16 protein-coding genes are annotated in these 14,204 nt (G+C 58.7%); 13 read left to right on the top strand and 3 right to left on the bottom strand.

The window, feature by feature from the left end:
* Positions 1-108: 108 nt before the first annotated feature.
* Positions 109-981: a U32 family peptidase gene (locus AB5Y76_RS03120; RefSeq protein ID WP_263717385.1), complete on the bottom strand. Its 873-nt coding sequence runs from the start codon at positions 979-981 to the stop codon at positions 109-111.
* An 11-nt stretch (positions 982-992) separates the two neighbouring features.
* On the bottom strand, positions 993-1,988 hold the full coding sequence (locus AB5Y76_RS03115) for a peptidase U32 family protein (protein ID WP_042080116.1): 996 nt from the start codon (positions 1,986-1,988) through the stop codon (positions 993-995).
* A 189-nt stretch (positions 1,989-2,177) separates the two neighbouring features.
* On the opposite strand from AB5Y76_RS03115, the gene AB5Y76_RS03110 reads away from it, so the two are divergent.
* Positions 2,178-2,711, top strand: coding sequence for an SCP2 domain-containing protein (locus AB5Y76_RS03110; protein ID WP_005344837.1), 534 nt, complete (start codon positions 2,178-2,180; stop codon positions 2,709-2,711).
* On the opposite strand, the gene AB5Y76_RS03105 is transcribed toward AB5Y76_RS03110, so the two are convergent.
* Positions 2,664-3,080, bottom strand: coding sequence for a hypothetical protein (locus tag AB5Y76_RS03105; protein WP_005333821.1), 417 nt, complete (start codon positions 3,078-3,080; stop codon positions 2,664-2,666). The genes AB5Y76_RS03110 and AB5Y76_RS03105 overlap by 48 nt on opposite strands.
* 187 nt (positions 3,081-3,267) lie before the next feature.
* On the opposite strand from AB5Y76_RS03105, the gene trmJ reads away from it, so the two are divergent.
* From trmJ to AB5Y76_RS03045, 12 genes are all read left to right on the top strand, one after another.
* Positions 3,268-3,990 carry a tRNA (cytosine(32)/uridine(32)-2'-O)-methyltransferase TrmJ gene (gene trmJ / locus AB5Y76_RS03100; RefSeq protein ID WP_263717384.1) on the top strand — a complete coding sequence of 241 codons (723 nt, stop codon included), beginning with the start codon at positions 3,268-3,270 and terminating at the stop codon, positions 3,988-3,990.
* Positions 3,991-4,082: 92 nt separating this feature from the next.
* Positions 4,083-4,586, top strand: coding sequence for a Fe-S cluster assembly transcriptional regulator IscR (gene iscR / locus AB5Y76_RS03095; RefSeq protein WP_026035025.1), 504 nt, complete (start codon positions 4,083-4,085; stop codon positions 4,584-4,586).
* Positions 4,587-4,639: 53 nt separating this feature from the next.
* Positions 4,640-5,854, top strand: a complete 1,215-nt coding sequence (locus AB5Y76_RS03090) for an IscS subfamily cysteine desulfurase (protein ID WP_013723838.1) — start codon at positions 4,640-4,642, stop codon at positions 5,852-5,854.
* Positions 5,855-5,895: 41 nt separating this feature from the next.
* Positions 5,896-6,279 carry a Fe-S cluster assembly scaffold IscU gene (gene iscU, locus AB5Y76_RS03085; protein WP_263717383.1) on the top strand — a complete coding sequence of 128 codons (384 nt, stop codon included), beginning with the start codon at positions 5,896-5,898 and terminating at the stop codon, positions 6,277-6,279.
* Between the two features lie 15 nt (positions 6,280-6,294).
* Positions 6,295-6,618 (top strand): iron-sulfur cluster assembly protein IscA, encoded by a 324-nt coding sequence (gene iscA, locus AB5Y76_RS03080; RefSeq protein WP_005333812.1) that lies wholly within the window; start codon positions 6,295-6,297, stop codon positions 6,616-6,618.
* 118 nt (positions 6,619-6,736) lie between these two features.
* The gene (gene hscB / locus AB5Y76_RS03075; RefSeq protein ID WP_042013204.1) at positions 6,737-7,255 is read left to right on the top strand and encodes a co-chaperone HscB; all 519 of its coding nucleotides are present in this window, start codon (positions 6,737-6,739) and stop codon (positions 7,253-7,255) included.
* Between the two features lie 28 nt (positions 7,256-7,283).
* Complete coding sequence (gene hscA, locus AB5Y76_RS03070) at positions 7,284-9,131, top strand: Fe-S protein assembly chaperone HscA (RefSeq protein ID WP_069555770.1); 1,848 nt, start codon at positions 7,284-7,286, stop codon at positions 9,129-9,131.
* 1 nt (position 9,132) lies between these two features.
* Positions 9,133-9,471, top strand: coding sequence for an ISC system 2Fe-2S type ferredoxin (fdx, locus tag AB5Y76_RS03065; protein ID WP_005333808.1), 339 nt, complete (start codon positions 9,133-9,135; stop codon positions 9,469-9,471).
* A 173-nt stretch (positions 9,472-9,644) separates the two neighbouring features.
* Positions 9,645-10,949: an aminopeptidase PepB gene (gene pepB / locus AB5Y76_RS03060; protein ID WP_201908789.1), complete on the top strand. Its 1,305-nt coding sequence runs from the start codon at positions 9,645-9,647 to the stop codon at positions 10,947-10,949.
* Positions 10,946-12,229: an aminopeptidase PepB gene (gene pepB, locus AB5Y76_RS03055; RefSeq protein WP_263717382.1), complete on the top strand. Its 1,284-nt coding sequence runs from the start codon at positions 10,946-10,948 to the stop codon at positions 12,227-12,229. Before pepB (AB5Y76_RS03060) ends, pepB (AB5Y76_RS03055) begins: the two co-directional genes overlap by 4 nt.
* A gap of 267 nt (positions 12,230-12,496) precedes the next feature.
* Entirely contained in the window at positions 12,497-12,925 is a 429-nt protein-coding gene (gene ndk / locus AB5Y76_RS03050; RefSeq protein ID WP_005333805.1) for a nucleoside-diphosphate kinase, read from the top strand.
* Between the two features lie 167 nt (positions 12,926-13,092).
* On the top strand, positions 13,093-14,196 hold the full coding sequence (locus AB5Y76_RS03045; RefSeq protein ID WP_005344856.1) for a bifunctional tRNA (adenosine(37)-C2)-methyltransferase TrmG/ribosomal RNA large subunit methyltransferase RlmN: 1,104 nt from the start codon (positions 13,093-13,095) through the stop codon (positions 14,194-14,196).
* Positions 14,197-14,204 lie beyond the last annotated feature (8 nt).

Raw genomic sequence — 14,204 nt, 5'->3', positions numbered from 1 at the left:
TGCGTTGAAATACAGAACCCCCGATGCGGTACATAGGGGGTTCTGAATAGAGAAATGCTAGTTGAAAATGTGTAAACCTATTTCAGGACTAGACAGCGTATGGCGGGTTTACTCCACCAGGCTCATGCCGGGGATCTGACGCCAGTAGCCGTTGCAATCGCTTCCTTGCTGCAAGGAGAGGGGAGCCTGGCCCTGCCGGTTGGCTTTGAAGCGGGCCAACATCTCCAACGTCTCCATCCCTTGCGGCGAAAGCCTGACCACATCTACCAGACCTTCCATACCAGCCAGCTCGTTACCCAGGTTGTAGCAGTAACCGGACTGGGTCTGGATCCCGTTGAGATTGAACACCCGTTGCCCTTCGCGGCTGTTGGCCAGTCGTCCGGTGGGGTAGTTGATGCAGGCGAGCTCGCAGTTGTCCTTGGGCTTGTCGAGGGATCGGGCGGTGAAGCAGCGCGCCGAGTAGGCGAGCGGCAGATGGCCGTAGGCAAACACCTCCACCTCAAATTGGTCGCGCAGGGTGCCCAGATCCTGATTGAGCTGGATCAGCCAGTCACGGGAGAGCTCCACCGGCATGACCCAGCGTTTCATCCCCTGTTTGAGCAACATGCGCAGCACATCGGCGTTATAGGCGTTGATGGCGGGGCCACAGACGAAGGGGATCCCTGCCTCCCAGGCGAGTTGCACCGTACCGAGATCGTTGGCTTCGACCATCAGGTCGCCATTGTCGACCAGCCGCTTCACCTCCTTGAGTTCGGAGGGGGCAGAGATAAGGGCGAGGGTCGAGAGCACCACCTGCTTGCCGGAGCTGGCCATCTGACGGGCCAGCGCAATCCAGTCATCGACTTTGAGTTCGCGCCGCTTGCTGCAGACGGTCTCCCCCAGATAGATGATGTCGGCCTGACTGTCGGCAGCGGCATGGTAAAAGGCTTCGGTATCGGCTTTGGGCCAGTAGAAGAGCAGAGGCCCGAGAGAAAATTGCATGGGTGGACTCCTTATTGCCACTGACGATGGTAGGCACCGAGGGTAGTCTGGCTACCTTCGGAGACGCGGGCGAGCTGGGCATCCCACTCAGCTTTAACTTGATAGGCCTCGGGATTGGCCTGATAGGCATCGATGGCTGCACGCCAGACCCGGGTCACTTGCTCCACATAGGCGGGGCTGCGCTGGCGTCCTTCAATCTTGACCGACTGGATCCCGGTCTTGAAGAGCTCGGGCAGGAGACCCAGGGTATTGAGACTGGTGGGCTCTTCCAGCGCGTGGTAGGTCTGGCCATCCACGTCGAAACGCCCCTTGCACAGGGTCGGGTAACCAGCATTTTCGCCCGGGCCATAGCGGTCGATCAGCACTTCGTTGAGTCGCGACTCGAGGCCGTTCGGGGTCTCTTCCCAACGGACGAACTTGGCCGGTGAGCAGGCGCCGACGGTGTTGGGACTCTCGCCAGTCATGTAGGAGGAGAGATAGCAGCGCCCCTCGGCCATGATGCAGAGGCTGCCAAAGGCGAATACCTCAAGGCCAACATCGGTTTCGCGGGCCAGTTGCTTGACCTGATGCATGGAGAGCACCCGGGGCAGCACCACCCGTGTGACATTGAATTGCTGCTGATAGAAGCGAATGGCGGCGGCATTGGTGGCGCTGGCCTGCACCGAGACATGGAGTTCCATCTCGGGGTAGTGGCGGCTGGCATATTCCAGCACGGCGAGATCGGCGATGATTAACGCATCGGCGCCGAGGGCCACCCCGCGATCAACCGCCTGTTTCCATCGAGTATCGGCCCCGGGATGGGCAAAGGTATTGATGGCAATATGCAGCTTGCGACCATGTTGATGCACATAATCCACCGCCTTCTCCAGTTTGCTGTCGGTAAAGTTGAGACCGGCAAAGTGGCGGGCATTGGTGTCATCCTTGAAACCGATATAAACGGCATCGGCCCCGTTATCCACGGCGGTTTTCAGTGCCGGCAAACTGCCTGCCGGACAGAGTAATTCCATTGGTACGCTCCGAGAGTGCATATGAAGGGCAAACGAGCCCTGATTGTATGCAGCCATGCACTCCCGCTTTTTGACCTGAGGCAGCTTTGTGTGGCTTTACCCTTCTTGAGGTAACCCTGCACAAGTTTGATTTCCAACAGGATCTTGACACTCTCCCTGTGTTTGAATGCGCAAAAAAGGGAGTCTATCGTGTTTCAACAACTGCAACGCCGCCTGGTCGAACAGGCTCCGCGCTTCTTGCGCCATCCCCTCAAGCTTGTTCCGTTCAATCTGCAAAAGCAGCTGATGGAGAGTTTGCTGGCCCGGGTTTTCAAAGAGGCTATCGAAGATGGCGATTTCGAGTTTCTGGCAGACAAGTGGCTGAAAGTCGAAGTCTCTGATCTGGAGCTGTGCTGGTTTATCAGTGAGCAGAATGGCCAGCTGGTGGTAGCTCGCGAGTGTGACAAGGCCGATGTCTGCTTCAGCGGTACGGCCAACGACCTGATCCTCATCGCTGGTCGCAAAGAGGATCCGGACTCGCTCTTTTTCCAGCGCAAGCTGAAGATAGAAGGGGATACCGAACTGGGTCTTGAGGTGAAAAACTTGATGGACAGTCTGGATCTCGATGGCTTGCCGAGCCTGATGAAGTATCCCCTGATGGATCTGGCGACGTTTATCGAACGCGCCCGCACCGAGTCAGCGCAGGCTCCGGTGCAGACGGCGCCGGGCGGGATCCCGTCTTAAGTGGACAATCACCCCATGGGCATGGCGACGATAATGGTGCCGTGCCCAGAGGCAGCGACAGGCCCACAGACAGGGCACCAAGGCGATGAGTGCCGCAGGGGCGGGCAGCTGTGACATGGCCAGCCCCGCAGCCAGCCAGATAAAGGGTTGCGCTTCATACAGCCACTCCGGCTGTAGCCAGCGTTTGCTCGGAAAGATAATCAGATCGGTACGTCGGTAGCTGGAGCGCATCATCCAGGTCACCGCTCCGGCGATAAACAGCAAGGTGCCTGCAAACCAGAGCAGGGGCTGTTCACTCAACGTAATAATGGCAATGGCTGCCAGCAGGTAGAGGCTGGGCAATCTCTCATAGATAAAGGGAGGAAGCATGGCGTTGTGTCTCCTGTGCCGTTTATCGGATATCCATCAAGTTTAGCCCCCCCCTCTCGCTTCCCTCATGCTGGTTTGTTATACAAACGGGTAGTTTTGTTCTGAAATGGCTCGGCTTTTACGGTGCCAACATGGTGTTCTCTTATGTTACAATTGCGCGCCATTTTTGACTGAAGATTGACTGGGCATGTTGGATCAGATTCGTATCGTTTTGGTAAACACCTCTCATACCGGCAACATGGGGTCTGCGGCACGCGCCATGAAGACCATGGGGTTGACCCAGCTGGTATTGGTTGATCCGCAAGCCTTGCCGGATGACAATTCCTTCGCCCTGGCGGCTGGTGCCAGCGATGTGCTTGCCAATGCCCGTATCGTCCCGACTCTGGACGACGCGATCGCCGATTGTGGTCTGGTGATTGGCACCAGCGCCCGCTCTCGAACCCTGAGCTGGCCCATGCTCGATCCCCGTGAGGCCGGCGAAAAGTCGGTGGTTGAGGGGATGCAGCACCCGGTCGCGCTGGTGTTTGGCCGTGAACGCACCGGTCTCACCAACGACGAATTGCAAAAGTGCCACTACCACGTGGCCATTCCGGCCAATCCTGATTACAGCTCTCTCAATCTGGCCATGGCGGTGCAGACCCTCTGTTACGAAGTGCGGATGCGCTGGCTGCAGGGGCAGGCCGCCGAGCCTGAAGATGAGATGGCCTATCCGAGTGCCGCCCAGCTGGAAGGGTTTTATCAGCACCTGGAACAAACCCTGATGAAGACCGGTTTTATTGCCGATGACCATCCGGGTCATGTGATGAGCAAGCTGCGTCGCCTGTTCAATCGGGCTCGGCCGGAAGCAGCTGAGCTCAACATTCTGCGCGGTATTCTGACCTCGGTGCAGAAAGCGCGCGTACCGGATTAATCCGACTGATTTACTCAACCATATACTTGACTGATTTGGTCGGGTATGTGACCATGTGCCCCATTAAATTGCTTCGCAAGACGGTAAGGCACATGAGACTGACTTCAAAAGGACGTTACGCTGTAACCGCCATGCTCGACGTGGCGCTGCATGCAGAGCAGGGGCCCGTCCCCCTTGCCGATATTTCCGAGCGCCAGGGCATCTCGTTGTCCTATCTCGAGCAGCTCTTTGCCCGCCTGCGCAAACATGGTCTGGTGAGCAGCGTGCGTGGCCCGGGCGGTGGTTATCGCCTCGGGTTGGCCCCAGGCGAGATTTCGGTTGGTCAGGTGATCACCGCGGTCGATGAGTCGGTCGATGCCACCAAGTGTCTCGGCAAGGGCGGTTGCCACGGCGGTACCCAGTGCCTGACTCACTCCCTGTGGCGTGATTTGAGTGAGCGGATCTCCAGCTTCCTCGGGGATATCACGCTGGCCGAGCTGGTACGCCAGGCCGATGTGCGCCGGATTGCCGGCAAGCAAGATGAACAAATGAAGACCGTGTTGTCCCTGGTTGATCGGGCAGAACACGGCGATGTGAGCTTGAAAGTCCAACTATAAACGTGCTTTCCACAGCGGGACTCTGTATGACCCGGACTGTGACGGAGAAAAACATGAAACTGCCTATTTACCTTGATTATTCGGCAACCTGTCCGGTGGACCCGCGTGTCGCAGAAAAAATGATGCAGTGTCTCACCATGGATGGCCTGTTCGGCAATCCGGCTTCCCGTTCTCACCGCTTTGGCTGGCAAGCCGAAGAGGCGGTGGATCTGGCCCGTAATCAAGTGGCAGATCTGATCGGTGCCGATCCCCGCGAGATCGTCTTCACTTCCGGTGCGACCGAATCCAATAACCTGGCCATCAAGGGTGTTGCCCACTTCTATGCCAGCAAGGGCAAGCACATCATCACCTCCAAGACCGAACACAAGGCGGTGCTCGATACCTGTCGCCAGCTGGAGCGTGAAGGGTTCGAGGTGACCTATCTTGAGCCGATGCCAAACGGCCTGTTCACTATCGAGATGATCGAGAATGCCATGCGTGATGACACCATCCTGGTGAGCATCATGCATGTGAACAACGAAATCGGCGTGGTTCAGAACATTGCCGCCATCGGCGAGTTGTGCCGTTCCCGCAAGATCCTGCTGCACGTGGATGCCGTTCAGAGTGTGGGCAAGATCCCGGTAGATGTGGAAGCACTGAAAGTGGATCTGCTCTCTGTCTCAGCACACAAGGTGTATGGTCCGAAAGGGATCGGTGCACTGTTTGTTCGCCGTAAACCCCGCGTTCGTCTGGAAGCCCAGATGCACGGTGGCGGCCACGAGCGCGGCATGCGTTCCGGTACTCTGCCGACCCACCAGATCGTCGGGATGGGTGAAGCTTTCCGCATCGCCAAAGAAGAGATGGTGAGTGAAGGCGAGCGCATCTTGGCACTGCGCCAGCGTCTGTGGAATGGCATCAAGGACATTGAAGCCGTCTATATCAATGGTGATCTGGAGCAACGTGTTCCGGGCAACCTCAACGTCAGCTTTGCCTATGTGGAAGGGGAATCCCTCATCATGGCGCTGAAAGATTTGGCGGTCTCTTCCGGTTCGGCCTGTACCTCTGCCAGCCTGGAACCCTCCTATGTGCTGCGAGCACTGGGCCTGAACGACGAGCTGGCACACAGCTCCATCCGTTTCAGCATGGGTCGCTTCACCACCGAGGAAGAGATTGACTACGCGGTCAAGCTTATTCGTGACTCCATCGGTCGTCTGCGCGAGATGTCCCCTCTGTGGGAGATGTACAAAGACGGCGTCGATCTGAACACGGTCGAATGGGCTCATCACTGATCTATCTGGTCAGTGAGCAACAGAATTAGCAGGAGTGAGATATGGCTTACAGTGAAAAAGTAATCGACCACTACGAGAATCCTCGCAACGTCGGTGGTTTCGACAAGAATGATCCCCGCGTTGCAACCGGCATGGTCGGTGCGCCCGCCTGTGGCGACGTGATGAAGCTGCAATTGAAGATCAGCGATGAAGGCATCATCGAAGATGCCAAGTTCAAGACCTACGGCTGCGGTTCTGCCATCGCCTCCAGCTCCCTGGTGACCGAATGGGTCAAGGGCAAGACCCTGGACGAAGCAGCTGGCATCAAGAACACCGATATCGCCGAAGAGTTGGCCCTGCCACCGGTGAAGATCCACTGCTCCATTCTGGCCGAGGACGCCATCAAGGCCGCCATCGCCGATTACAAGCAGAAGAAAGGTCTCTAAGCGCCGGAGAGCAGTATGGCTATTACCATGACAGATGCCGCCGCGGCACGGGTTTCCTCTTTTCTGGCTAACCGGGGCAAGGGCATTGGCCTGCGCCTCGGCGTCAAAACCACCGGCTGCTCCGGTCTGGCCTACGTGCTTGAGTTCGTTGATGAACTGACCGATGAGGATCAGGTGTTCGAGCAGCAGGGCGTCAAGATTATTGTCGATGCCAAGAGTCTGATCCATCTGGATGGCACCGAGCTGGATTTCGTCAAGGAGGGCCTCAACGAGGGCTTCCAGTTCAACAATCCCAACGCCAAAGGCGAGTGTGGTTGCGGCGAAAGCTTCAGTGTCTGAGTTGTTTGACGTCAATGATCCTTCGTCTGTGGTTGAGCGGGTTGTCCATGACCCGTTCAACCACATCTCGTTTGCCAGGGGCGAGTGAGGTTGTGGCGAACGTTTCCAAGAGGTTTGCATGAATCATTTCGAGCTGTTTGGGCTGGTTGAAGGCTTCGAGCTCGATACCCGTCAGTTGGCTGATACCTACCGCCAGCTGCAAACCCAATTCCATCCTGATCGTTTTGCCACCGCCCCCGAACGGGAGCAGCTGGCTGCGGTGCAACGTGCCGCCCAGATCAACGAAGCATTCACCACCCTCAAGGCGCCGCTGCGCCGTGCCGAATATCTGCTCTCCCTGCGTGGCACCGATATCCGTGGTGAACAGCAGACTCTGCAAGATACCGCATTTCTGATGCAGCAGCTGGAGTGGCGCGAGCGTCTGGCCGATCTGAAAGATGACGCCGACCCTGAGCGCGCCATCAAGGATTTTCGCAGCGAGATCAGGCATGATCACCAGATGTTGATGCAGCAGCTGACCGAGTCTCTTGCCGCTGGCAAAGATCTCGTTGCCGCTGATTGCGTTCGCAAACTCAAGTTTGTCGACAAGCTCCTTGAAGAGCTGGAACGATTCGAAGACTCGCTTCTCGAGTCTTGATCCTTTAACGCTGGAAGTTTCATTACCCATGGCATTACTGCAAATCGCCGAACCCGGCCAGAGCGCTGTTCCTCATCAGCACAAACGTGCCGTCGGCATCGATCTCGGCACCACCAACTCTCTCGTCGCTGCGGTTCGCAGCGGTCACGCCGATACCCTTTGCGATGAGCAAGGGCGCGACCTGCTCCCGTCAGTGGTGCACTATCAAAGCGATACCATTCGGGTCGGAATTGATGCCAAGCGCGAAGCGGCTCTCGATCCTCACAACACCATCGTCTCGGTCAAACGGATGATGGGCAAGGCGCTGGCCGATATCGATACCCGCCAGCAGCCTTACCAGTTTGTTGCCGCCGACAATGGCATGCCGCAACTGCAAACCCGTCAGGGGCTGGTCAATCCGGTGCAGGTATCGGCCGAAATTCTCAAAAAGCTGGCCGAGCGTGGCGCCCAGACCCTGGGTGGCGATCTCGATGGCGTGGTCATTACCGTGCCCGCCTATTTCGATGATGCCCAGCGTCAGGGGACCAAGGATGCGGCCCGTCTGGCCGGTCTGCACGTACTGCGTCTGCTCAACGAGCCGACCGCGGCCGCGATTGCCTATGGCCTTGACTCCGGTCAGGAAGGGGTGATCGCGGTTTACGATCTAGGGGGCGGCACCTTCGATATCTCCATCCTGCGTCTGCACCGCGGTGTGTTTGAAGTGATGGCGACCGGCGGCGATTCCGCCCTCGGCGGTGATGATTTTGATCACCTGCTGGCGGACTGGCTCAAGGAGCAAGCGGGCCTCTCCGGCGAGCTGGATGCCCATCTGCAGCGCGAGCTGCTGGATGTGGCCGCGGCCGTCAAACACGGTCTGACCGATGCCGAGCAGGTGGCGTGCACCTTTGCGGGCTGGCAGGGTTCAGTGAGCCGTAGCCAGTTTGATGAACTCATCACCCCGCTGGTGAAACGGACCTTGCTGGCTTGTCGCCGCGCCCTGCGCGATGCCGGTCTCGAGCAGGTGGAAGTGCTGGAAGTGGTGATGGTCGGTGGCTCCACCCGGGTGCCGCTGGTGCGTGAACTGGTGGGCGAGTTCTTCCAGCGTACGCCGCTGACCAGCATCGATCCGGACAAGGTGGTCGCCATTGGCGCCGCCATCCAGGCCGATATTCTGGTGGGCAACAAGCCCGATGCCGAGATGCTGCTGCTGGACGTTATCCCCTTGTCGCTGGGTCTGGAGACCATGGGGGGCCTCGCCGAGAAGGTGATCCCGCGCAACACCACCATTCCGGTGGCTCGCGCCCAGGAGTTCACCACCTTCAAGGATGGTCAGACCGCTATGGCCATTCACGTGGTACAGGGTGAGCGCGAACTGGTAGCTGATTGCCGCTCCCTGGCCCGCTTTACCCTGACCGGTATTCCGCCGATGGCAGCCGGCGCCGCCCATATTCGCGTCACCTTCCAGGTGGATGCGGATGGTCTGCTCTCGGTCAGCGCCATGGAGAAATCCTCCGGCGTGCAGGCCGAGATCCAGGTCAAGCCCTCTTACGGGCTGGCGGAGCAGGATATCCTCAACATGCTGAGTGCCTCCATCGAGAACGCCCAGCAGGATATGGATGCCCGCATGCTGGCCGAGCAGCAGGTTGAAGCCGACCGGGTGGTCGAGAGCCTCAATGCGGCGCTGGCCGCCGATGGCGATGCCCTGCTCAATGCTGCCGAGCGTGCCGAGATTGATGCCGCCATCGCCCATCTGCTGACCATGCGCAACAGCGGTGCAACCCATCAAATCAAAGAAGCCATTGAGGCAGCAGATGCTGTCAGTGGCGAGTTTGCAGCCCGCCGGATGGACGCCTCCATCCGCAAGGTGCTGACCGGACAAAACGTCAACAAGGTGTAATATGCCAAAACTGATCATTCTTCCTCATCCCGTACTCTGTCCGGATGGCGCCGCCCTCGAGGGGCAAAGCGGCGAGACCATTCTGGATGTGGCGCTGCGCAACGGTATCGAAATCGAGCACGCCTGCGAGAAATCCTGTGCCTGCACTACCTGCCACTGCGTAGTGCGCGAGGGCTTTGACTCGCTCGAGCCAAGCGACGAGCTGGAAGACGACATGCTGGACAAGGCGTGGGGGCTGGAGCCGGAATCCCGTCTCAGCTGCCAGGCAAAACTGGCGGACGAGGATCTGGTGGTGGAACTGCCCAAGTACACCCTGAACCTTGCCTCTGAACGCCATTAATTACACATGAGTGAATTGCACGTGCAGCATCCTGTGGTGCTTCAGTGATATGGTGGAAGGCCGTGACCCTCGGGGGCACGGCCTTTTTTGTATTCGTTATTCTCTCTTTGCCAATAAGCTCTTTCCCATAAAGAGTGCTTATACATAGTGCCAGTAAAAAGGAAGCAAACACGATGGCTGACATGATGAAGGTAGCGTTATCCACCCAGGCTGCGGCCGCCTATTGGGGCGAGGGCGCCCAGCTCAGTTTCAATGGCGACGAGGCACTGATCCATCTTGGTGCCGCCGGTCAGGAGAAGGATGTTCTGCGCACCGTTCAGCGCGCCGCCCGTCGCCTCGAATCGAGCGGGATCAAGCGGGTGATGCTGGTCGGTGAAGGCTGGGATCTGGAGCGTCGCTACGCGTTCGCCCAGGGTTTCTACGCCGCCAAGGGAGCGCGTGAACTGGATTTTGGCCAGCAGAGCGACGCGGAAGCCCGTGAACTGGATGCGCTGCTCAAGGCGGCTCGCTGGGTACGTGACATCACCAATGGCTGTCCGGAAGAGATCTACCCCATGAGTCTGGCGGAATCGGCCCTGTTGCTCATTCGTGGTATCGCCGGGGATCAGGTTACTGCCCGCATCACCGCCGGTGAAGCGCTGCGCGAGTCCGGCCATATCGGGATCTGGTCGGTTGGCCGTGGCAGCGAGCGCGAGCCTGTGCTGCTGGAGCTCGACTATAACCCGACCGGGGATCGCAATGCACCCGTGGTGGCGGCGCTGGTGGGCAAGGGGATCACTTTTGATTCCGGTGGCTACTCCATGAAGTCCTCTGACAACATGCTGCCGATGAAGTCCGATATGGGCGGCGCGGCCATGGTGACCGGCGCGCTGGCGCTGGCTATCAGCCGCGGTCTGAACCAGCGGGTGAAGCTCATTCTCTGCTGCGCCGAGAACCTGGTCTCCGGCCACGCCTTCAAACTGGGCGACATCCTCACCTACAAGAATGGGGTTTCGGTCGAGATCCAGAACACCGATGCGGAAGGTCGTCTGGTGCTGGCCGATGGCCTGATGGCGGCCTCCGACAGCGGTGCGGCTTATATCCTTGACGCAGCCACCCTGACCGGCGCCGCCAAGATGGCGCTGGGGCGCGATTATAATGCGGTGTTTGCCCTCGATGAGACCGAACAGCAGCGTGCGCTGGCCGCCGCCAAGGTGGAAAACGAGCAGGCGTGGGCGCTGCCGCTGGAACCCTGGCATGCCAGCCAGCTCACCTCGGCCTTTGCCGATCTGGGCAACGTCGCCTCGGCAGAAGGCACGGCCGGTGCCACCACGGCTGCTGCGTTCCTTTCCCGCTTCGTGCGTGATGAGGGCAAGGGTTGGGTGCACCTGGATCTGGCAGCCTCTTATCAGAAATCGGGCAATGATCTCTGGGCGACCGGCGCCAAGGGGCACGGTCTGCGCACAATCGCACGCTGGCTGCAGGAGGTGACCGCATGAATGTCTGGCTGAGTCGTGAATTTGCACCGGCCGAGTGGGGGGAGGGGGCGCTGCTCTCTCACCGTGCCGACGGCATGGTGGTCCATCTGGTGACGGCCAATCCGCTGTTCGATATCCAGCAGGCGGCCCGTCGCCTCTGCCAGCAGGGGATCCAGAAAGTGACCCTGGCTGGTCACTGGGAGCGTGAACAGCAGTGGGCTTTTGCCCAAGGGCTGCAAACCCCCAAGGCGGAGGTGCAACTGCAGTGGGCCATGTCCTCGGAAGAGGACAGAGAGGAGCTGGAAGCGCGTTGGCTCTGCGGCCGCTGGGTGCGCGAGATGACCAATGCCACCCCGGAGCAGTTGGGCCCGCTGGAGCTGGCGGTGGAAGCGGCCTCCTTTATTACCGAGCTGGCGCCGGACAAGGTAAGTCATCGCATTTTGAAAGGCGAAGCGCTGCAACAGGCGGGCTGGGTCGGCCTCTATCAGGTGGGTCGCGGCAGTGCGCGCGAACCGGTATTGCTGGAGCTCGACTTCAACCCGGGGCGTGACCCCAAGGCGCCGGTGGCGGCAGCGCTGGTGGGCAAGGGGATCACCTTTGACTCCGGCGGCTACTCCATGAAGAGCTCCGAGGGGATGCTCACCATGAAGTGCGACATGGGTGGTGCGGCGATTGTCACCGGTGCGCTGGCGCTGGCCATGCTGCGCGGGCTCGACAAGCGGGTGAAGCTGATCCTCTGCTGCGCCGAGAACTTGGTCTCCGGCCACGCCTACAAGCTGGGCGACATCCTCACCTACAAGAACGGCACCACGGTCGAGATTGTGAATACCGATGCCGAGGGGCGGCTGGTGCTGGCCGACGGCCTGCAACTGGCGAGCGAGTCCGGCGCACCGCTGATCATCGATGCCGCGACCCTGACCGGCGCAGCCGTGATGGCGCTGGGTGGGCGCTACAATGCTCTGTTCGGCCTCGACAAAGGGTTGGTAAGCCGCGCAATGACCTATGCCGATGCTGAGCATGAGCCTGCCTGGCCGCTGCCGCTGGAGCCCTGGCACCGCCAGCAGTGCCCTTCCCATTACGCCGACACGGCCAACAGCCGTCCGGTGAAGGGGGGCGGGCCGGGTGGCGCCTCCAACGCTGCGGGTTTCCTCTCCCGTTTCGTTGCCAACGAAGGGATGGGCTGGTTGCATATCGATCTGGCCGCCTGCTTCAGTGACAACGGCGATGCCCTCTGGGCGCCGGGAGCTAATACTCTGGGGATGCGCACCATAGCGCGGGCCTTGCTGGCGGAAGCCAAATAGGCGAGACAAGGCACCTTCGGGTGCCTTTTTCATGCTGTTCGAATTGTGAACAAAAGATGGGGTTTTGGCGGCTTAAGGTAACTATCGTGCGCAAGCGCACATATTTTCCGGCTCTGCTCGGTCAAGATGAGTGTGGATGTTGATTGCAAGGGAGTGATGTTTAATAAAAAGTTGCTTGTTTGTGTGTTTTTCCGGTTTTTGTTTACGTATAATCGCCAGCGAACATGGATTCTAACAATAAAACTCTGTAGTTAAGGAAAGATATCAATGGCCATCGAACGTACCTTCTCTATCGTCAAACCGGATGCTGTCAGCAAAAACCTGATCGGTGCCATCTATAGCCGTTTCGAAAGCGCAGGCTTGAAAGTTGTGGCATCCAAAATGCTGCACATGAGCAGTGAACAGGCTGCCGGTTTCTATGCCGAGCATCAGGGCAAGCCTTTTTATGACAATCTGGTCAGCTTCATGACCTCTGGCCCTGTCATGGTGCAGGTGCTGGAAGGGGAAGACGCCATCCGTCGCAATCGCGAGATCATGGGTGCTACCAACCCGAAAGAGGCGCTGGCTGGTACCTTGCGTGCCTGTTATGCCGAGAGCATCGATCGCAACGCAGTACATGGCTCCGATGCACCGGCATCCGCTGCCCGCGAAATTGCCTACTTCTTCTCTGACAACGAGATCTGCCCGCGCGGCTGATTTTTGTGGATGATGACCCAAGGGAGCCTCGGCTCCCTTTGTTGTTTTCGCCGTTTACGCAATATCCCTCTATTCTCCAGGTGGAAAGCCAGACCCATTATTTGTACAATGCCGCCCCCTGACGTCGTCAGCCAATAATTGATGAAGTGTTTGAACTGAGGCCATTGATGAGCGAAACAAAAATCAACCTGCTGGATCTTGATCGGGATGCCATGCGTGCCTTTTTCGTCGAACTGGGCGAGAAGCCATTCCGGGCAGATCAGGTCATGAAGTGGATCTATCACTTTGGGTGTGATGATTTCGATCAGATGACCAACGTCAACAAGGTGCTCAAAGAGCGCCTCAAGGCGATCGCCGAGATCAAGGCGCCCGAGATCAGCCGCGAGCAGCGCTCTGCCGATGGCACCATCAAGTGGGCTCTGCAGGTGGGCGATCAGGAGGTCGAGACCGTCTACATCCCGGAAGATGACCGCGCGACCCTCTGCGTCTCCTCTCAAGTTGGCTGTGCGCTGGAGTGCAAGTTCTGCTCCACGGCTCAACAAGGCTTCAACCGCAATCTGAAAGTCTCCGAGATCATCGGTCAGGTGTGGCGTGCGGCCCGCGTGGTCGGTGGCAAGCGTCCCATCACCAACGTGGTGATGATGGGGATGGGCGAGCCGCTGCTTAACCTCGCCAACGTGGTGCCCGCCATGCGTCTGATGATGGATGACTACGGCTTTGGCATCTCCAAGCGCCGGGTGACCATCTCCACCTCTGGCGTGGTACCTGCGCTGGACAAGCTGGGCGACCAGATCGACGTGGCGCTGGCTATCTCCCTGCACGCCCCGAACGACAAGCTGCGTTCAGAGATCATGCCTATCAACGACAAGTACAACATCGAGGAGTTCCTCGCCGGTGTCCGTCGTTACCTGGCCAAATCCAATGCCAACGGTGGTCGGGTGACCGTCGAGTATGTGCTGCTCGATCATATCAATGACGATATGCAGCATGCTCACGAGCTGGCCAAGGTGCTCAAGGACACGCCGAGCAAGATCAACCTGATCCCGTTCAACCCCTTCCCAGGCAACCCTTACGGCAAGCCGAGCAACAGCCGTATCGATCGCTTCTCCAAGGTGCTGATGGAGTACGGTTTCACCGTGATTGTCCGCAAGACCCGTGGTGATGACATCGATGCCGCCTGTGGTCAGCTGGTGGGTGACGTGATTGACCGTACCAAGCGAACTATCAAAAATCGGATGCAACAGGATGGGATTTCCGTCAAAATGGTTTAAATGCTAAG

It is taken from the genome of Aeromonas sp. R1-2 (assembly GCF_040908505.1).
In the GTDB taxonomy this organism is placed as follows: domain Bacteria; phylum Pseudomonadota; class Gammaproteobacteria; order Enterobacterales; family Aeromonadaceae; genus Aeromonas; species Aeromonas veronii.
This window is presented reverse-complemented; position numbering and strand designations above follow the sequence as displayed.